Below are 19,181 nucleotides of genomic sequence, written 5' to 3'. Positions count from 1 at the left end.
CCCCCCCAACTTGGCTTGCAGACAACTCGCCCCCCCCCCCACCCCGGCCGGCCCCCCCCCCCCCCCGGGGGGGGGCCCCTTCCGCGCGCCTGCGTCAGGACTCGGCGAGGACGGCCAGGATCGCCTCGCCGTACTTGGCGAGCTTGTTCTCGCCGACCCCGTTGAACCGGGACAGCTCGGCGAGGGAGGCGGGCGGCTCGGCGGCGATCTGCCGCAGGGTCGCGTCGTGGAAGATGACGTACGCCGGGACGCCCTGTTCCTTGGCGGTGGCCGCGCGCCACGCGCGGAGCCGCTCGAAGACGGGCGCGGCGGCGGGGGAGAGGTCGGCGACCACAGTGGCCGCGCCCCGCGGCTTGGCGGACCGGCCCGCCGGGCGCTCGGGCTCCTTGCGCAGCGTCACGGTACGGCGGCGGCCGAGCACGTCCGCGCTGGCGTCGGTCAGCGCCAGCGTGCCGTAGTCGCCCTCGACCGCGAGCAGGCCCTCGGCGAGCAGTTGCCGCACCACGCCACGCCACTCCGCCTCGCGCAGCTCGGTGCCGATGCCGAACGTGCTGAGCGCGTCGTGGCCGTGCTGGTCGATCTTGTCGGTGTGCTTGCCGAGCAGGATGTCGATGCTGTGCCCGGCGCCGAACCGCTGGTTGCGCTCGCGGTCGAGCCGGAAGACGGTGGACAGCAGCTTCTGCGCGGCGACGGTGCCGTCCCAGGACTCCGGCGGTTCGAGGCAGGTGTCGCAGTTGCCGCAGTCGGCCACGCCGGTCTCGCCGAAGTATTCGAGCAGCTGGGCGCGGCGGCAGCGGACCGTCTCGCAGAGCGCCAGCATCGCGTCCAGGTGGGCGGCGAGGTTGCGCCGGTGCGCCAGGTCGCCCTCGGACGTCTCGATCATCTTGCGTTGCTGGACCACGTCCTGGAGCCCGTACGCCAGCCAGGCCGTGGACGGCAACCCGTCACGCCCGGCGCGGCCGGTCTCCTGGTAGTAGCCCTCCACCGACTTCGGCAGGTCGAGGTGGGCGACGAAGCGTACGTCGGGCTTGTCGATGCCCATGCCGAACGCGATGGTGGCGACCATGACCAGGCCGTCCTCGCGCAGGAAGCGCTGCTGGTTGGTGGCGCGGGTCGTGGCGTCCAGCCCGGCGTGGTACGGCAGCGCGGGGATGCCGTTGGCGACCAGGAACTCGGCGGTCTTCTCCACCGAGGCGCGGGACAGGCAGTAGACGATGCCGGCGTCGCCCGGGTGCTCGTCGCGCAGCAGGCCCAGCAACTGCTTGCGCGGTTCCCGTTTGGGGACGATGCGGTACTGGATGTTGGGCCGGTCGAAGCTGGCGACGAAGTGCCGGGCCTCGGTGAGCCGCAGCCGGGTGGCGATCTCGGTGCGCGTGGCCCGGGTCGCGGTGGCGGTCAGCGCGATCCGCGGTACGTCCGGCCAGCGCTCGTGCAGCATCGACAGGTTGAGGTAGTCGGGGCGGAAGTCGTGCCCCCACTGCGAGACGCAGTGCGCCTCGTCGATCGCGAACAGCGCGATCCGGCCGCGTTCCAGCAGGCCGAGCGTGGACCGCACGGCCAGCCCTTCCGGGGCGAGGTAGAGCAGGTCCAGCCCACCGGCGAGGTAGGCCGCCTCGACCCGGCGCCGCTGCGCGGGATCCTGGGTCGAGTTGAGGAACCCGGCCCGGACGCCGACCGCTGTGAGCGCGTCGACCTGGTCCTGCATGAGCGCGATGAGCGGCGAGACGACCACCGCCACGCCGTCGCGGACCAGCGCGGGGATCTGGTAGCACAGCGACTTGCCGCCACCGGTGGGCATCAGCACCAGCGCGTCGCCGCCTGTCACCACGTGTTCGACGACCTCCTGCTGGAAGCCGCGGAAGGCGTCGTACCCGAAGACCCGCCGCAACACGTCGAGCGCGTCGCCGGTCGGTGGGGAGCCGGCCGCTGCGGAGGTGGTCCGCTCGTCGGTGGGGGAGACCATCCGCGCAGTCTACGAGCGTCCCCCGACAGCGCCCGTCCGGCGAGCCGTTCCGGGGGCGGCGACATGTTCCGGTGGTCACCCCGTGGAATCCCGGGCCGGGTCGCAGCCGTTAGAGTCGCTGATTGACCATGCGCGGCCGACCGGCCGCGGCGCCACGGCTGGGGGTAGCGGGTGAGCGAGGCGCGTACAGCGGGTGACCTGGGGCGGACCGAGGGGGAGACGGCGCCGGCCGAGTCGGACACCTCCCTGGTGGTGGTGACCGGCCTGTCCGGCGGCGGGCGCAGCACTGTGGCGCGGGCGCTGGAGAACGTCGGCTACTACGTGGTCGACAACCTGCCGCAGGCGCTGCTGCTGGACATGGCCGAGCTGGCGTTCAAGGCCGGCGGCGCGGCCCGGCGTACGGCGATGGTGCTGGACGTGCGCTCGCGCGCGTTCTCCACCGACCTGGCCGGGGCGATCCGCGAGCTGCGCGAGCGCGGCTTCCAGCCCCGGGTGGTCTTCGTCGACGCCGACGACGAGGTGCTGATCCGCCGGTTCGAGAGCGTGCGCCGCTCGCACCCGTTGCAGGGCGACGGGCGGCTGGCCGACGGCATCGCGGTCGAGCGGACGCTGCTGGAGGAGGCCCGCGAGCAGGCCGACGTGATCATCGACACCAGCCACCTGAACGTGAACCAGCTGCGTCGCCGGGTCGAGGAGCTGTTCGGCGGTGAGGACGCCCGCCGGCTGCGGATCACCGTGATCTCGTTCGGCTTCAAGTACGGCCTGCCGCCGGACGCCGACTTCGTGATGGACGCCCGGTTCCTGCCGAACCCGTACTGGGTGCCGGAGCTGCGCGAGCACACCGGCCGCGAGGAGGCGGTCAGCGCGTACGTGCTGGGCCAGGAGGGTGCCGACGCGTTCGTGGCCGGCTACGCCGACCTGGTCAACGCCACCACCGCCGGGTTCGAGCGGGAGGGCAAGCGTTACCTGACCGTGGCGGTCGGCTGCACCGGCGGCAAGCACCGCAGCGTGGCCATCGCCGAGGAGCTGGCCTCCCGGCTGCGCCACTCCGGCATCGCCGCGAACGCCCAGCACCGGGACCTGGGGCGGGAGTGACCCCGACCAGGGTGGTCGCCTTCGGCGGCGGGCACGGGCTCTCGGCGTCGCTGCGGGCGCTGCGTCACTGCGTACCCGAACTGGACCTGGACATCACCGCGGTGGTCACCGTCGGTGACGACGGCGGCTCCAGCGGCCGTCTGCGCGCCGAGCGCGGCGGCCTGCCGCCGGGCGACCTGCGGCAGGCGCTCGTCGCGCTGGCGGGTGACCACCCGGCCACCCGCCGCAGCGCGGCGCTGTTCCAGCACCGCTTCGCCGCCGCCGTGCCGCCCGCGCCGACGATCGCCGCGCCGGTACCTGTGGCGGTGGGCGACTCGCTCGCCGGCCACGCGGTCGGCAACCTGCTGCTGCACGGGCTCACCGAGCTGCTCGGCGACCCGGTGGCGGCGCTCGACCACGCCGGGGCGATGCTCGGCGCGGTGGGGCGGGTGCTGCCGATGTCCCGCCAGCCGGTGGGCATCGAGGCCCGGGTCCGCGGCGCCGATCCGGAGCACCCGGACGAGGTGTCCACGGTGCGCGGCCAGCACCAGGTCGCGGTCACCCCGGGCACCGTCGAGTCGTTGCGGCTCAGCCCGTCCGCGCCGGCCGCGTGCGCCGAGGCGGTGACGGCGGTACGCGCCGCGGACTGGCTGATCTTCGGGCCTGGTAGCTGGTACACGAGCGTGCTGCCGCACCTGCTGGTGCCGGGGCTTGCGGACGCGATCGTGTCCAGCCCGGCGCGGCGGCTGGTGACGCTCAACCTGGTGGCCGAGAAGGAGACCTCGGGGCTCTCCCTGCCCGACCATCTGGACACCCTGCGGCGCTATCTGCCCGAGCTGAAGGTGGACCGGGTGCTCGCCGACTCCACGGCGGTGGGTGATCCCGCGGCGGTCGAACGTGCGGCAGAATCGCTGGGTGCCCGGCTGGTCCTCGCTCCCGTCGCCGTCCTGGACGGCACGCCCCGTCATGATCCAGCCGCCCTGGGCGCCGCGCTGGTGCCTGTCCTGCGCGCCGATCGTTAGACACGTACGTAATCACCGGCGACACGCCGGAACCGGTCCGTGAGGGGGCGCACTATGGCGATGACGGCTGCGGTCAAGGACGAGCTGAGTCGGGTCGACGTGCCCAAGCCCTGCTGTCGGCGGGCGGAGATGGCCGCCCTGCTGCGTTTCGCCGGCGGCCTGCACATCGTGTCGGGCCGCGTGGTGGTCGAGGCGGAGCTGGACACCGGCGCGGTCGCGCGCCGGCTGCGGCGGGAGATCGCCGAGGTCTACGGCTACCCGAGCGAGATCCACGTGCTCGCCTCCGGCGGGCTGCGCAAGGGCAGCCACTTCATCGTGCGGGTGGTCAAGGACGGCGAGGCGCTCGCCCGGCAGACCGGCCTGCTCGACGTGCGGGGCCGCCCGGTGCGCGGCCTGCCGCCGCACGTGGTGGCCGCGAACGTCTGCTGTGCCGTGTCGGCGTGGCGGGGCGCGTTCATGGCGCACGGCTCGCTCACCGAGCCGGGCCGCTCCAGCGCGCTGGAGATCACCTGCCCGGGACCGGAGTCGGCGCTGGCGCTGGTCGGCGCCGCCCGCCGGATCGGCATCACCGCGAAGAACCGCGAGGTGCGCGGCGTGGACCGGGTGGTGGTCAAGGACGGTGACGCGATCGCCGCGCTGCTCACCCGCATAGGGGCGCACTCCAGCGTGCTGGCCTGGGAGGAGCGGAGGGTACGCCGGGAGGTGCGCGCCACCGCGAACCGGCTGGCCAACTTCGACGACGCCAACCTGCGCCGTTCCGCCCGTGCCGCGGTGGCCGCCGCCGCCCGGGTGACCCGCGCGCTGGAGATCCTCGCCGACGACGCGCCGAACCACCTGACCTCGGCCGGGCGGCTGCGCTTGGAGCACCGTCAGGCCTCGCTGGAGGAACTGGGCGCGCTCGCCGAGCCGCCGCTGACCAAGGACGCCATCGCCGGCCGGATCCGCCGGCTGCTCGCGCTGGCCGACAAGCGTGCCCGTGACCTGGGCATCCCGGATACGGAAGCGGCAGTCACGCCGGACATGCTCGTGGTCTGATAGGACTCGGGCGGCAGTGCAACGCGAGCGGGATCACCACCCGCCGCAGCGCGACGCCGCGCGCTCGGATATGGTCGCTGCGTACGGCAAGGGGGCCGGAACAGGCGCTCCTCGCCGTGCTCACCGCCTCGGGCGGTCAGGTCTCCGGGACCGCGGCGGGGTGGCCGAGATGACATGTCGACGGCCGGCTCCAACGGTCGGCGCACACACCTCCGCCGGCCCGGGTCTGGCGCCGGCGGACCAGAACGCGAGGAGATGGGACCTGTGACCATCCGGGTTGGCATCAACGGCTTCGGCCGGATCGGCCGCAACTTCTTCCGGGCAGTGCTGGCGTCCGGCGCTGACATCGAGGTCGTGGCGGTCAACGACCTGACCGACAACGCGACGCTCGCCCACCTTGTCAAGTACGACAGCATCCTGGGCCGCCTCCCGCACGAGGTGAAGGCCACCGCCGACGAGATCACCGTGGGCGGCAAGACCATCAAGGCGTACGCCGAGAAGGACCCGGCGAAGCTGCCGTGGGGCGAGGTCGGCGCCGACGTGGTCATCGAGTCCACCGGCTTCTTCACCGACGGCACCAAGGCGAAGGCGCACCTCGACGGCGGGGCCAAGAAGGTCATCATCTCCGCGCCGGCGAAGAACGAGGACGTCACCGTGGTCATGGGCGTCAACCAGGACCAGTACGACCCGGCCAAGCACAACATCATCTCGAACGCCTCCTGCACCACCAACTGCCTCGCGCCGATGGCGAAGGTCCTGCAGGACACGTTCGGCATCAAGCAGGGTCTGATGACGACCATCCACGCGTACACGCAGGACCAGAACCTGCAGGACGCGCCGCACAAGGACCTGCGCCGGGCCCGGGCCGCCGCGCTCAACATCGTGCCGACCTCGACCGGCGCCGCGAAGGCGATCGGCCTGGTGCTGCCGGAGCTCAAGGGCAAGCTGGACGGCTACGCGCTGCGCGTGCCGATCCCGACCGGCTCGGCCACCGACCTGACCGTCGAGGTCGGCCGGGAGACCACCGTGGACGAGGTGAACGCCGCGCTCAAGGCCGCCGCCGAGGGCCCGCTGCGGGGCATCCTCACCTACAACGAGGACCCGATCGTCTCCGCCGACATCGTGACCGACCCGGCGTCGTGCATCTTCGACGCGCCGCTGACCAAGGTGATCGGCAACCAGGTCAAGGTCGTCGGCTGGTACGACAACGAGTGGGGCTACTCGAACCGCCTGGTGGACCTGGTCAAGCTGGTGGGTCAGTCGCTGTGACGATCCGTAACCTCGACGACCTGCTCGCCGAGGGGGTGTCGGGTCGGCGCGTGCTGGTGCGCGCCGACCTGAACGTCCCGCTCGACAAGCAGACCGGGGAGATCAGCGACGACGGCCGGATCCGGGCCGTCCTGCCGACGCTGAGCGCGCTGGTGCAGGCCGGCGCGAAGGTGGTCGTCTGCTCGCACCTGGGCCGCCCGAAGGGCGCGCCGGACCCGCAGTTCAGCCTCCGCCCGGTCGCCGGGCGGCTCGGTGAGCTGCTCGGTGCCCCGGTGCACTTCGCCGAGGACACCGTCGGCGACTCGGCGCGGTCCACCGTGGCCGACCTGGCCGACGGCCAGGTCGCGCTGCTGGAGAACCTGCGCTTCAACAAGGGCGAGACCAGCAAGGACGACGCGGAGCGGGGCGCGTTCGCCGACCAGCTCGCCGCGCTCGGCGACGCCTACGTGGACGACGCGTTCGGCGCGGTGCACCGCAAGCACGCCAGCGTGCACGACGTACCGGCCCGGCTGCCGCATTACGCGGGCCGGCTGGTGCTGCGCGAGGTCGAGGTGCTCAGCCGCCTCACCGGCTCCCCGGAGCGGCCGTACGTGGTGGTGCTGGGCGGCTCGAAGGTCTCGGACAAGCTCGCCGTGATCGAGGCGCTGCTGCCGACCGTGGACCGGCTGCTCATCGGCGGCGGGATGTGCTTCACCTTCCTCAAGGCCCAGGGCCACGAGGTGGGCACGTCGCTGCTGGAGAAGGACATGGTCGAGACCTGCCGCAACCTGATGGAGCGCGCGCCGGGCAAGATCATGCTCCCGGTCGACGTGGTGGTGGCCGACGCGTTCGCGCCTGATGCCGCGCACGACACCGTGCCGGCCGACGGCATCCCGAGCCACCGGCTGGGTCTGGACATCGGCCCGGAGACGGTGGCCGGTTTCGCCGCCGCGCTGTCGCAGGCGAAGACCGTCTTCTGGAACGGCCCGATGGGCGTGTTCGAGATGGCGGCGTTCGCCAACGGCACCCGGGGTGTGGCCGAGGCGATCACCAAGGCCGACGCGTTCAGCGTGGTCGGCGGCGGCGACTCGGCCGCGGCGGTGCGCGCGCTGGGCCTGGACGAGTCCTCGTTCGGGCACATCTCCACCGGTGGTGGCGCCTCCCTGGAATACCTGGAGGGCAAGACCCTCCCCGGCATCGCGGCCCTGGAGAACTGAATGGCGAGCACGACCCGCCGGCCGCTGATGGCCGGCAACTGGAAGATGAACCTGAACCACCTCGAGGCCAACCTGCTGGTGCAGAAGCTGGCCGCGAGCCTGAACGAGAAGCAGCTCACCGACGTCGAGTGCGTGGTGCTGCCGCCCTTCACCGATCTGCGTACCGTGCAGACCGCGGTGGACGGCGACAAGCTGCTGATCGGCTACGGCGCGCAGGACCTGTCGCCGCACCCGTCCGGCGCGTACACCGGTGACATCGCCGGTCCGATGCTCGCCAAGCTGGGCTGCGGTTACGTGGTGGTCGGGCACTCCGAGCGGCGGCAGTACCACCACGAGGACGACGCGCTGGTCAACGCGAAGGTGTCGGCGGCGCTGGCGAACGGGCTCACCCCGATCCTCTGCATCGGCGAGGGCCTGGAGGTCCGGGAGCAGTCGGGTCAGGTGCGGCACTGCTGCGACCAGCTCGACGGCGCGCTGAAGGGGCTCACCGCCGAGCAGGTCACCAAGGTCGTCGTGGCGTACGAGCCGGTCTGGGCGATCGGCACCGGCAAGACGGCGACCCCGGACGACGCCCAGGAGGTCTGCGGCGCGGTGCGTAAGCGCATCGCCGAGACCTACGACGAGGGCACCGCCGAGCAGGTCCGGATCCTGTACGGCGGGTCGGTCAAGGCGTCGAACGTCGCCGCGATCATGGCGCAGCCGGACGTGGACGGGGCTCTGGTCGGGGGTGCCAGCCTGGACGCGGAGGAGTTCGCGCAGATCTGCCGGTTCCCGGAGCACATCACCCGCTGATCGCTCGCTATCCTTGACGCTGCCCGTCCACCGGTCGGTGCCGCAGTGCCCGACAGGTCCGGGCAGTGATCGCAACGAGAGGACTGACCCCCGCCATGCCGATCTGGTTCGCCTACACGATGATCACGTTGCTGGTCATCACGAGCGTCCTGCTCACCCTGCTGATCCTCCTGCACCGCGGTAAGGGCGGCGGGTTGTCGAGCATGTTCGGCGGCGGCGTCAGCTCCAGCCTGGCCGGTTCGTCGGTGGCCGAGAAGAACCTCGACCGCTACACCGTTCTGGTGGGAATCGTCTGGTTCGCGTGCATCGTCGGGCTCGGACTCTGGCTGCGGCTGCAGATGGCCAGCGGCACCTGAGTCGGCGCTGAGAAGCGTACAATCTGCGCGCGGTCCGTCACGGACCGCGCGCAGTTTTGTTTCTCCGCACGTCGCCCGTCGCCCACCCCCTCCGGCGGCGGTCCCCTCCGACGACAGGGAGCGAGCAACCGTGCCCAGCAACAACGTCATCCGCGGCACCCGGATCGGGTCCGCCCCCGAGCGGTTCGACCAGCGGGTGGAGCCCGCGCCGCGCCGCCCGGTCGTCTACTGGTGCCGCCACGGGCACCGGGTCGAGTTCCTGATCGCCGCCGAGGCCGAGACACCCGCGACCTGGGAGTGCCCGCGCTGCGGCGAGCCGGCCGGCCCCGACCCGGGCGACCCGCCGGGCCGCCAGCGCGCCGAGCCCTACAAGACCCACCTGGCGTACGTGCAGGAGCGGCGCACGCCGGAGGAGGGGGAGGCGCTGCTCGCCGAGGCCCTCGACGCGCTGCGGCGGCGCCGCGGCCGCGCCTGACCCGAGGTGTCAAGAAGGGGCCCCTTCTCTACCGGAGACGTTAAGAAGGGGCCCTTCCTTACACCTCAGCGGAGGCTGCGCAGGCGGGGCGGCACGTTGGCCGCCGCGGCCCGGTCGAGCAGCCAGAGGGTACGGGAGACGCCCCGCACCCCGGCGGCAGGAAGCTGCACCGGCCCGGCCCCGGCCAGCGCCATGCCCACCGCACGGGCCTTGTCCGCCCCGGCGGCGATCAGCCAGACCTCCTCGGCCGTGTTGATCGTCGGCAGGGTCAGCGTGGTCCGCACCGGCGGCGGCTTCGGGCTGCCCCGTACCGCGCTGACCGGCCGGTTGTCGTGGTGCACCGGGTGCTCCGGGAACACCGACGCCACGTGCCCGTCCTCGCCGACGCCGAGCATCAGCACGTCGAAGTGCGGCACGATCGCGTTCCCGGGCCGGGCGGCGGCGGCCAGCTCCCGCGCGTACCCGGCGGCAGCCGCCTCCGGGTCGTCGCCGGCGGGGCCGTCCGACGCCGGCATCGGGTGCACCCGAGCCGGGTCCAGCGGCACCGTCTCCAGCAGCGCCGCCCGCGCCTGCGTCTCGTTGCGCTCCGGGTCGCCGGCGGGCAGGAACCGCTCGTCGCCCCACCACACGTCGACCCGGGACCAGTCGACGGCGTCGCGGGCGGGTAGCTGCCCGACCGCCCGGTACACCGCCGAGGCGATCCGCCCGCCGGTCAGCACCACCGACGCCTGGCCGCGCTCGGCCTGCGCGTCGAGCAGCTTCACCACCAACCGGGCCGCCACCGCCTGCGCCAGCAGGTCGGGGTCGGCGTGTACGGCGACACTCGCCTCAGTCATCCGTCGAGCCCTCGTGTTCCGACCGCCCACCGGCGGTCACCTGTGCCTCCGACCACCCGGTCCGGGCGGTCACTCGTTCGCGGTCGCGCCCGCGTGCGCGGTCACGCCGGCCTCGGCCCGCTGGGCGGTCGCCGGATCCTTCCACACGTGCACCCGCTGGGCGGGGCGCTGGTCGAGCCCGGTGATCCCGGCCGCAGCGCCGAGCGCCTCCGCGTACACCTGGTCGGCGTCGAGGCGGCGCAGCTCCTCGGCCAGCTCGTCGCCGAGCGGCCGGCGCACCAGCGGCAGCGTGCGGTCCTCCTGCCCGGTACGCCGGAACACCGCGATGCTGTCGTCCCGGGTGAGCGTCAGCTCGTCGCCGTTGGCGCAGCGCAGCTGCACCTGACGCATCCGCGGGAACTCCTCGGTGGCGGTCAGGATCGGGTCGATGCCGAGCCGGGCGTTGAGCCAGCCGCGCATCAGCGCCGCCGTCGGGTCCGACGGGGGAGCGACCACGCTGGCTTCGGTGACCCGGGCCTGGGTGGTGTCGAACGCGCCGGCCACGAGCGTGCGCCACGGGGTGATCCGGGTCCACGCCAGGTCGGTGTCGCCCGGGGCGTAGTCGTGCGCCCGCTGCCGCAGCGCGGCGATCGGGTCGGCGGCCTGCGCCGAGTCGGTGATCCGCCGGTCCGCGACCACACCGAGGAAGTCGGTGGCGATCTCCTCCGGCGGCTCGCCGTGCCACCACGTCACCACCGGCACGTCCGGCACCAGCAGCGGCATCACCACGGACTCGGCGTGCAGGGCGAGTCGCCCGTACATCCGGGTCACCACCGCCTCGCACGGCCCGAGCCGGCCGCCCACGACGATCTCCGCGTCCAGCCGGTTGCGGTCCCGCTCGACGTCGGAGCGGACCACCACGAGCAGGCGGCACGGGTGCGCCGCGGCGGCGATGGTGGCAGCGGCCTCGGCCTCGCGTACCCGCTTCTCGTCCACCACCACGATCAGCGTGAGCGCCATGCCACTGGCCACCCCGCCCGCGCTGCGCCGTTCCGCGGCCAGCGCCTTGACCACCTCGTTGCCGGTGGTGTCCCACAGCCCGATCATGCTCTTCTCCAAGCCCGGCCCTCGCGGGCCAGCATCTCGTCGGCGGCCCGGGGCCCCCACTCACCGGCCCGGTACGGCTCCGGGGTCGTGCCCGCCCAGGCGTGCTCCAGCGGGTCGACGACCTGCCAGCTCTGCTCCACCTCGGCGGCGTCCGGGAACAGCGTCCGGTCGCCGATCAGCACGTCCAGCACCAGCCGCTCGTACGCCTCGGGGCTGGACTCGGTGAACGCCTCGCCGTACTGGAAGTCCATCGCGATGTCGCGGACCTCCATCGTGGTGCCCGGCACCTTGGAGCCGAACTTCAGCACCACGCCCTCGTCCGGCTGCACCCGGATGACGAGCTGGTTGGGGCCGAGGGACTCCATGTCGGCGGCGTCGAACGGCAGGTGCGGCGCCTTCTTGAACATGATGGCCACCTCGGTGACCCGCCGGGGCAGCCGCTTGCCGGCCCGGATGTAGAACGGCACCCCGGCCCAGCGGCGGTTCTGGATGCCCAGCTTCACCGCCACGTACGTCTCGGTGGTGGAGCCCTCCGGGACGCCCTCCTCCTCCAGGTAGCCCTTGGCGCGCTCGCCGCCGACCCAGCCGGGCAGGTACTGGCCGCGCACGGTGTCCTCGGTGACGTCCCGCGGCACGGTGATCGCCTTGAGTACCTTGAGCTTCTCGGCCCGGATCTCGTCGGCGTCGAAGCTCGTCGGCTCCTCCATCGCGACCAGGGCGAGCAGCTGGAGCAGGTGGTTCTGGAGCACGTCGCGGGCGGTGCCGACGGAGTCGTAGAAGGCCGCGCGGGTGCCGATGCCGACGTCCTCGGCCATGGTGATCTGCACCGAGTCGACGTACTTGGAGTTCCACAGCGGCTCGAACAGGTTGTTCGCGAACCGCAGCGCCAGGATGTTCTGGACCGTCTCCTTGCCCAGGTAGTGGTCGATCCGGAACACGTCCTTGCTGGTGAAGACGTCGTCGACCAGATCGTTGAGGGCCTTCGCCGACGGCAGGTCGTTGCCGAACGGCTTCTCCACCACCACGCGCCGCCAGCCGCCGGACTTGGCGTTGTCGGCCATGCCGGTGCGGGCGAGCTGCTTGAGCACCACCGGGAAGGCCGCCGGGGGAATGGAGAAGTAGAAGGCCGCGTTGCCGGCGATGCCGTGCGAGTCGCGCAGCTCGTCGAGTGTGGCGGCGAGCTGGTCGAACGCCGCGTCGTCGTCGAACGAGCCGCCGACGAACTTGATGTTGCCGGCGAGGCGGGCCCACACCTCCTCCCGCCACGGGGTGCGGGCGTGCTTCTTGGCCGCGTCGTGCGCCACCGACTCGAAGTCGCCGTCGCCCCAGTCCCGCCGGGCGAAGCCCAGGACCACGAAGCCGGGCGGCAGGAGCCCCCGGTTGGCCAGGTCGTAGACCGCCGGCAGCAGCTTCTTGCGGGCCAGGTCGCCGGTCACCCCGAAGATCACCAGGGCACACGGCTCGGGGATCCGGGGCAGCCGCCGGTCCTGCGGATCGCGCAGCGGGTTCACCGGGCCACCTCCTCCTGCGTCTCGGTCCGCTGATTCCAGGTCATTGATCGTCACGTGCGTGTCCGTCCGGCCGTTTCCAGGAGCTGGGCGGCACCCGCCGCCCGCTCGGTCAGGTGCAGGCGCAGCACCGGTCGCCCCCGGCCGGCCAGGGCCCGCCGGTCGCCGGCGGCCTGGGCCGCCTGGAGCTGCGCGAAGGTGTACGGACGACCGGGCACTTCCAGATCATCGGTGACCGCACCGGTGATCTGGAGGTGCCGGCCGTGCGGGTCGGTGTGTTCCGGCCGGCGCGGTCCCCAGCCGAAGGTGACCGGACGGCCGGCGGCCCGTGCCAGCAGCGGGCGCAGCCCGGCGACCGACGCGTCGGCGAGCCGGTCGAGGTACGCGGTCACCACGAGGTGCTCCCGTTCGCCCAGCCCGTCGAGCAGCCAGCGCAGCGCGCCGGTCAGGTCGGCCGGTGCGCCGCTCGGGGCGTACACCTCGATCGCGCCCTCGACCGACGACGGCGGCCCGCTCTCCGGCGCCGCGTCGTCGTCCACCGGGTCCGGCGGCGCGGCGAACGGGTCGGTCCGCAGCGTCACCGCGGCGGTCGCCGCGGCGTAGGCCCAGGTGAGCAGGTGCGCGCCGAGCGGGCCGTTTACCGCGACGTCGGCGGCCACGCCCGGCCCGACACCGGCGCCGAGGGCACCGCCGAGACCGACTGTGAGCAGGCCCGGCCCGGTGGCGCCGGGGGAGTCGGGGGACTCCGCGACCACCGGCAGCAGCCGTCCACCGGTGGCCCGGGCGAGCAGCGCGCCGGCCCAGCGGCCCAAGCCGCCGAGGCCGGTGCCGTCGGGGACCAGTGCGATCGTGTCCCGGCCGGCGCCGGGCGCCGCGCCCAGGGCCGCGCCGAGCGCCAGGGCCGGGTTGTCCCGGTCCCGGTCCAGCGCGCCGGTGAGCGCCTCCGCCTCGTCCAGCACCTCGGCCACCGGCGCGCCGGCCAGCGCCGCCGCGACCAGGCCGGACGCGGTGAGCGCGGCCCACGGCCCGGCCACGCCGGGCTCGGCCGGGATGACCATCGCGCCCAGCTCGTCGGCGCGCGCCGCGAGGTCGGAGCCGGGTTCGGTGACCACCACGACGTGCCGGGCGGCGTCAGGGCCCTCGTCGGCCCACGCCCGCCGGTAGACCCGCAGGTGGGCGTCGGTGGTCCGGTCGAGGCCGCGCCGGGCGGCGAGCACCAGGAGGGTACGCGCCGGGCGGTCGGCGAGCGCGGCCCGGACCGGTGCCGGGTCGGCGGTGTCGAGCACTGTCAGCGGTCGGCCCAGGCACTCGGCCAGCACCTCCGCGGCGAGCGTGTCGTCGCGGGCGCCGGCCAGCACCACGTGGTCCAGGTCGCCCAGCTCGGCGGCCAGTTCGGCGAGCTGGGGGAGCAGGTCCCGGCTGCGCCGGTGGGCGTGCAGCCAGCCCAGCCGGTCGAGGGCCGCCGACTCGGCGGCGGGCCCCCAGAGGGCCGGGTCGGCGGCGGCGAGCCGGGCGGGGACGTCGTGGGAGACGAGCGTGGCGCGGGTGGACGCACCGAGGGCGTCGGCTCCGCGCACGGCCAGACCGGCGGCCATGTCCGCCCGCCCGGCCAGCAGGTCACTCACGGTGCCGCCTCTGTTCGCGACTGCGGGGCTCGCAACCCCGGCTCACTCCTCGCGCTCACGGTGCCGCCTCTGTTCGCGACTGCGGGGCTCGCAACCCCGGCTCACTCCTCGCGCTCACGGCATCCCCTCACCCGTGTCACCGCTTCCACGGTACGGCGCGACGCGTCCCGGGGCCGGGCCCCGGGACGCGTCGGACGCCGTCTGTCACGCGTTGCCGCCGGCCTGCTGCGCCGCCTGCGCGTTCTTCCCGGCGGCCCGGTGCGGGCTGCCCGAGCCCTTGGCCGCCTCGGCGAGGGACTTCTTGACCCCCTCCAGCAGCTCCACCCAGCTCGCCTCGAACTTCTCCACGCCCTCGCGCTCCAGCGTGGCGATCACGTCGGACAGATCCACGCCCACCGCCAGCAGGTCGTCGAAGACCTGGCGGGCGTCGTCGTACGCGACGGTGACGGTGTCCGCCTTCGTCTCGCCGTGCTCGGCGTAGGCGTGGATTACCGGCTCCGGCATGGTGTTGACGGTGCCGGGCGCGATCAGCTCCTCGACGTAGATGACGTCCCGGTAGTCCGGGTTCTTCGTCGAGGTGGAGGCCCACAGCGGGCGCTGCGGGTGGGCGCCCGCGTCGGCCAGCTTCTGCCAGCGCGCCGAGGAGAACACCTCGCTGTAGCGCTCGTACGCCAGCCGGGCGTTGGCGACCGCGGCCTTGCCGCGCAGCGCCTTGGCCTGGTCCGAGCCGATCTTCTCCAGCCGCTTGTCCACCTCGGTGTCGACCCGGGAGACGAAGAACGAGGCGACCGAGCCGATCTTCGACAGGTCGTGCCCGTTGGCCTTCGCCTGCTCCAGGCCGGCCAGGAAGGCGTCCATCACCTGCGAGTACCGGTCCAGGCCGAAGATCAGCGTGACGTTGACGCTGATGCCCTCGGCCAGGGTCGCGGTGATCGCGGGCAGGCCCTCCTCGGTGGCCGGGATCTTGATGAACAGGTTCGGCCGGTCGACCAGCCACCACAGCGCCTTGGCCTCGGCGACGGTCTTCGCCGCGTCGTGCGCCGAGCGCGGGTCCACCTCGATCGACACCCGGCCGTCCACGCCGCCGCTGACGTCGTACGACGGGCGCATCACGTCGCAGGCCCACCGCACGTCGTACGTGGTGAGCATGCGGACCGCCTCCTCGACGTCCACGCCGCGTACGGCGAGGTCACGAAGCTGCCAGTCGTACTCGTCGGCGTCGCTCAGCGCCTTGGCGAAGATCGTCGGGTTGGTGGTCACCCCGGCCACGTGGCTCTCCCGGCGCAGCTTGTCCAGCCCGCCGGAGGTCAGCCGTACCCGGGAGAGATCGTCGAGCCAGATCGCCACACCGGCGCCCTGGAGCTCCTTCAGCCTGTCCGTCATGCCGTCCACGCTCCCCTCAGTTGCCGGTCGTGAAACCGGTGATGTCGCCCACCCGGGTCAGCGCCGCGTGCGCGGCGGCCACGATCCGGTCGGGGGTGAACCCGAACTGCTCGAAGAGCACGGTGTGCGGCGCGCTGGCGCCGTAGTGCTCGATGCTCACGCACTCGCCGCTGTCGCCGACGATCGCGCGCCACGACATCGCGATGCCCGCCTCCACGCTCACCCGTGCCTTTACCCCGCGAGGCAGCACCGACTCCCGGTACGCCTCGTCCTGGGCGAAGAACCACTCCTGGCAGGGCATGGAGACGACCCGGGTGGGGGTGCCGTCGGCCTCCAGCCGCTCCCGCGCGGTGAGGCAGAGCTGCACCTCCGAGCCGGTGCCGACGAGGATCACCTGCGGCTTGCCGTTCGACGCCTCGGCCAGCACGTACCCGCCCTTGGCGACGCCCTCGGCGCCGGCCAGGTCGGTGCGGTCGAACGTCGGCAGCGCCTGGCGGCTGAGCGCCAGCGCGGTCGGCCGGTCGGTGTGCTCCAGCGCCTGCCGCCACGCCCAGACCGTCTCGTTGGCGTCGGCCGGGCGGACCACGTCCAGGCCGGGGATGGCCCGCAGCGCGGTCAGGTGCTCGATCGGCTGGTGCGTCGGGCCGTCCTCGCCGAGGCCGATCGAGTCGTGCGTCCAGACGTACGTCACCGGCAGCTTCATCAGCGCGGCCAGCCGTACCGCCGGGCGCATGTAGTCGCTGAACACCAGGAACGTGCCGCCGTACGGGCGGGTGCCGCCGTGCAGGGCGATGCCGTTGAGGATCGAGCCCATGGCGTGCTCGCGGATGCCGAAGTGCAGCGTGCGGCCGTACTCGTCGCCCGGGAAGTCCTTGGTGGCGTGCGCGGCCGGGACGAACGACGGCTCGCCCTTCATCGTGGTGTTGTTGCTCTCGGCCAGGTCGGCCGAGCCGCCCCACAGCTCGGGCAGCACCGGCGCCAGGGCCTCCAGGATCTTGCCGGAGGCGGCCCGGGTGGCGACGCCCTTGGCGTCCGCCGGGAAGGTCGGCAGCGCGTCGGTCCAGCCGGTCGGCAGCGTACGGGTGGCCATCCGGTCCCACAGCGCCTTGCGCTCCGGGTTGGCCTGCGCCCAGGCGTCGAACCCGGTGGTCCACTCGGCCTGCTCCTGCGCGCCGCGCTCCAGCACCTGACGGGCGTGCTTGAGCACCTCCTCGTCGACCTCGAAGGTGCGCTGCGGGTCGAAGCCGAGGATCTCCTTGGTGGCCTTGACCTCGTCCGCGCCGAGCGCCGAGCCGTGGATCTTGCCGGTGTTCTTCTTGTTCGGCGCGGGCCAGCCGATGATCGTGCGCAGCGCGATGAACGACGGCCGGCCGGTCTCCGCCTTGGCGGCCAGCAGCGCCTGGTACAGCGCCTCCACGTCCTCGTGGTAGTCGCCCTGGTCGGCGTCGCCGCGGCGCCAGTCGACGGTCTGCACGTGCCAGCCGTACGCCTCGTAGCGGGCCGCCACGTCCTCGCTCTTGGCGATGCGGGTGTCGTCCTCGATCGAGATCTCGTTGTCGTCGTAGATCACGCAGAGGTTGCCGAGCTGCTGGTGACCGGCGAGCGCGCTGGCCTCGTGGGTGATGCCCTCCTCGATGTCACCGTCGGAGGCGATGCACCAGATGTCGTGCCGGAACGGCGAGTCGGCGCGGTCCGGCTCGGGGTCGAACAGGCCGCGCTCGCGGCGGGCCGCCATCGCCATGCCGACCGCGTTGCCGAGGCCCTGGCCGAGCGGCCCGGTGGTGGTCTCCACGCCCGGGGTGTGGCCGTGCTCCGGGTGGCCCGGGGTGAGCGAGCCCCACTGGCGCAGCGCCTTGAGGTCGTCCAGCGCCAGCGGGTAGCCGGAGAGGAAGAGCTGGATGTAGAGCGTCAGGCTGGAGTGCCCGGCCGACAGCACGAACCGGTCGCGTCCGGCCCAGTTCGGGTCGGCGGGGTTGTGCCGCATGACCCGGTTGAAGAGCAGGTACGCCACCGGGGCGAGGCTCATCGCCGTCCCCGGGTGGCCGTTGCCGGATTTCTCCACGGCGTCCATGGCCAGCACGCGGACCGTGTCGACGGCCCTGCGGTCGAGGTCGGACCAGTTGAGAGCGGGAAGCTCGGGTCGGTTGGCAGCCACGATGGTTGTGCTCCTCGGCAGATGGGCGGAACCCTCACTGATGACCCTATCGAGCGGTGCTAAACGTCCGCCCGGGGATCTCAGCATGCTGTTCTGTACGGATCGCGGCCGTCCGGTCGTTCAACCCCAGGTGTGACGGCTCGCACCGTTGCCGGGTCCACGGGGCAGCGAAAACGACGCCGCGTAGTGTGTGGGGCGGTGTGTGGACCCGCAGCGGTCCGGGCCGAACGACCTCCCCCGCCGATGCCGGAAGGTGGCAATCCGTGAGCATGATCACCGAGCGCCCCGTCAGCAACCCTGCCGGGCAGTCGCCGGTGGGCGCGGTGGCGGAGGCGCCGGCGAGCGGCCGGCGGGACGTACGCGCCGTGGTGGCGGCGTACGTGACGCTGACCAAGCCGCGGATCGTCGAGCTGCTGCTGGTCACCACCGTGCCGGCGATGATGCTGGCCCACGGCGGGATGCCCTCGCTGTGGCTGGTCGCCGTGGTGCTGGTCGGCGGGTCGCTCGCGGCCGGCGCGGCGAGCGTCATCAACTGCTACATCGACCGCGACATCGACCAGCTCATGCGGCGTACCAAGCGCCGCCCGCTGCCCGCGCACACGGTGTCGCCGCGCAACGCGCTGATCTTCGGCCTGGTGCTGGCGGCCGTGTCGGTGGCGCTGATGGCGGCGGCGACGAACTGGCTGGCGACGGTGCTGACGCTGGCCGCGATCGCCTACTACGACCTGGTCTACACGCTGTGGCTGAAGCGGACCACGGCCGCCAACACGTTCTGGGGCGGCATCTGCGGTGCCGCGCCGGTGCTGATCGGCTGGGCCGCTGTCACCGGCACGCTGGCGCCGGCCGCGTGGGGCCTGTTCGCTGTGGTCTTCTTCTGGCAGATGCCGCACTTCTACGCGCTGGCCATCAAGTACAAGGCCGACTACGCCCGCGCCGGGGTGCCGATGCTGCCGGTGGTGGCCTCGGTCCGGCGGGTGAACGCGGAGATCATCGGCTTCTCCTGGCTGACTGTGCTCTCCTCGCTGGCGGTGTGGCCGCTCGGGATGAGCCCGATCTACGGGGTGACCGCGCTCGTGGTCGGCGGGATCTTCCTCGTCGAGGCGCACAAGCTGTGCCGGCGCGCGACGCGCGGCGAGGCGGTCAAGCCGATGCGTCTGTTCCACTGGTCCACCACGTACCTCACGATCCTCTTCGCGGCGGTCGCGCTCGACGCGCTGCTCTGACCCGCCCGTCCGGCGGTTTATCAGAAATTTTTTTCGCTCTTCCCCGGACGTGTTCAACCCGGACAGATTGTGACGATCCCGCCCGTCCGCTTCGCCCAGATATAAGCGACATGTGCGGGCGAATTACCTGTGGTTCTTCTTAAACCGATGGGTAATTGGCATCACATTCAGTTCATGGTTCTC

16 protein-coding genes are annotated in these 19,181 nt (G+C 72.8%); 9 read left to right on the top strand and 7 right to left on the bottom strand.

Features of this window, described 5'->3' with window-relative positions; translation table 11 throughout:
- Positions 1-94: 94 nt before the first annotated feature.
- Positions 95-1,963, bottom strand: coding sequence for a DNA helicase RecQ (gene recQ / locus SM452_RS23690; RefSeq protein ID WP_463840720.1), 1,869 nt, complete (start codon positions 1,961-1,963; stop codon positions 95-97).
- 198 nt (positions 1,964-2,161) lie between these two features.
- On the opposite strand from recQ, the gene rapZ reads away from it, so the two are divergent.
- The 8 genes from rapZ (at position 2,162) to SM452_RS23650 (ending at position 9,182) form a co-directional block, all read left to right on the top strand.
- Positions 2,162-3,058 carry an RNase adapter RapZ gene (gene rapZ, locus SM452_RS23685; protein ID WP_135244018.1) on the top strand — a complete coding sequence of 299 codons (897 nt, stop codon included), beginning with the start codon at positions 2,162-2,164 and terminating at the stop codon, positions 3,056-3,058.
- Positions 3,055-4,059 (top strand): gluconeogenesis factor YvcK family protein, encoded by a 1,005-nt coding sequence (locus SM452_RS23680; RefSeq protein WP_135241181.1) that lies wholly within the window; start codon positions 3,055-3,057, stop codon positions 4,057-4,059. Before rapZ ends, SM452_RS23680 begins: the two co-directional genes overlap by 4 nt.
- A 54-nt stretch (positions 4,060-4,113) precedes the next feature.
- Positions 4,114-5,094 carry a DNA-binding protein WhiA gene (gene whiA, locus SM452_RS23675; RefSeq protein WP_018788213.1) on the top strand — a complete coding sequence of 327 codons (981 nt, stop codon included), beginning with the start codon at positions 4,114-4,116 and terminating at the stop codon, positions 5,092-5,094.
- Positions 5,095-5,358: 264 nt separating this feature from the next.
- Positions 5,359-6,363, top strand: a complete 1,005-nt coding sequence (gene gap / locus SM452_RS23670; RefSeq protein ID WP_013287466.1) for a type I glyceraldehyde-3-phosphate dehydrogenase — start codon at positions 5,359-5,361, stop codon at positions 6,361-6,363.
- Complete coding sequence (locus tag SM452_RS23665) at positions 6,360-7,559, top strand: phosphoglycerate kinase (protein WP_355512719.1); 1,200 nt, start codon at positions 6,360-6,362, stop codon at positions 7,557-7,559. The genes gap and SM452_RS23665 overlap by 4 nt, the downstream gene beginning before the upstream one ends.
- Complete coding sequence (gene tpiA, locus SM452_RS23660; RefSeq protein ID WP_135241179.1) at positions 7,560-8,351, top strand: triose-phosphate isomerase; 792 nt, start codon at positions 7,560-7,562, stop codon at positions 8,349-8,351. It begins immediately after the preceding gene.
- 95 nt (positions 8,352-8,446) lie between these two features.
- Positions 8,447-8,707: a preprotein translocase subunit SecG gene (gene secG, locus SM452_RS23655; protein WP_091420428.1), complete on the top strand. Its 261-nt coding sequence runs from the start codon at positions 8,447-8,449 to the stop codon at positions 8,705-8,707.
- 130 nt (positions 8,708-8,837) lie between these two features.
- Entirely contained in the window at positions 8,838-9,182 is a 345-nt protein-coding gene (locus SM452_RS23650) for an RNA polymerase-binding protein RbpA (RefSeq protein ID WP_018788218.1), read from the top strand.
- 65 nt (positions 9,183-9,247) lie between these two features.
- On the opposite strand, the gene pgl is transcribed toward SM452_RS23650, so the two are convergent.
- From pgl to tkt, 6 genes are all read right to left on the bottom strand, one after another.
- The gene (pgl, locus tag SM452_RS23645) at positions 9,248-10,018 is read right to left on the bottom strand and encodes a 6-phosphogluconolactonase (RefSeq protein WP_262014424.1); all 771 of its coding nucleotides are present in this window, start codon (positions 10,016-10,018) and stop codon (positions 9,248-9,250) included.
- Positions 10,019-10,087: 69 nt separating this feature from the next.
- Complete coding sequence (locus SM452_RS23640) at positions 10,088-11,104, bottom strand: glucose-6-phosphate dehydrogenase assembly protein OpcA (RefSeq protein ID WP_194803176.1); 1,017 nt, start codon at positions 11,102-11,104, stop codon at positions 10,088-10,090.
- Positions 11,101-12,615: a glucose-6-phosphate dehydrogenase gene (gene zwf, locus SM452_RS23635; protein WP_355512716.1), complete on the bottom strand. Its 1,515-nt coding sequence runs from the start codon at positions 12,613-12,615 to the stop codon at positions 11,101-11,103. Before zwf ends, SM452_RS23640 begins: the two co-directional genes overlap by 4 nt.
- A gap of 50 nt (positions 12,616-12,665) precedes the next feature.
- Entirely contained in the window at positions 12,666-14,237 is a 1,572-nt protein-coding gene (locus tag SM452_RS23630; protein WP_463840719.1) for a glucose-6-phosphate isomerase, read from the bottom strand.
- A gap of 204 nt (positions 14,238-14,441) precedes the next feature.
- Positions 14,442-15,620, bottom strand: a complete 1,179-nt coding sequence (gene tal, locus SM452_RS23625) for a transaldolase (RefSeq protein ID WP_135241174.1) — start codon at positions 15,618-15,620, stop codon at positions 14,442-14,444.
- Between the two features lie 16 nt (positions 15,621-15,636).
- Positions 15,637-17,775, bottom strand: coding sequence for a transketolase (gene tkt, locus SM452_RS23620; protein ID WP_262014421.1), 2,139 nt, complete (start codon positions 17,773-17,775; stop codon positions 15,637-15,639).
- A gap of 263 nt (positions 17,776-18,038) precedes the next feature.
- On the opposite strand from tkt, the gene SM452_RS23615 reads away from it, so the two are divergent.
- Positions 18,039-18,998: a heme o synthase gene (locus SM452_RS23615; protein WP_262014420.1), complete on the top strand. Its 960-nt coding sequence runs from the start codon at positions 18,039-18,041 to the stop codon at positions 18,996-18,998.
- Positions 18,999-19,181: the final 183 nt, after the last annotated feature.

The organism is Micromonospora sp. SYSU B005, assembly GCF_055362685.1.
This window is presented reverse-complemented; position numbering and strand designations above follow the sequence as displayed.

Coding starts and splice junctions, on each gene's coding strand:
- recQ (WP_463840720.1), bottom strand. CDS start 1,963: ATGGTCTCCCCCACCGACGAGCGGACCACCTCCGCAGCGGCCGGCTCC.
- whiA (WP_018788213.1), top strand. CDS start 4,114: ATGGCGATGACGGCTGCGGTCAAGGACGAGCTGAGTCGGGTCGACGTG.
- tpiA (WP_135241179.1), top strand. CDS start 7,560: ATGGCGAGCACGACCCGCCGGCCGCTGATGGCCGGCAACTGGAAGATG.
- secG (WP_091420428.1), top strand. CDS start 8,447: ATGCCGATCTGGTTCGCCTACACGATGATCACGTTGCTGGTCATCACG.
- pgl (WP_262014424.1), bottom strand. CDS start 10,018: ATGACTGAGGCGAGTGTCGCCGTACACGCCGACCCCGACCTGCTGGCG.
- SM452_RS23640 (WP_194803176.1), bottom strand. CDS start 11,104: ATGATCGGGCTGTGGGACACCACCGGCAACGAGGTGGTCAAGGCGCTG.
- tal (WP_135241174.1), bottom strand. CDS start 15,620: ATGACGGACAGGCTGAAGGAGCTCCAGGGCGCCGGTGTGGCGATCTGG.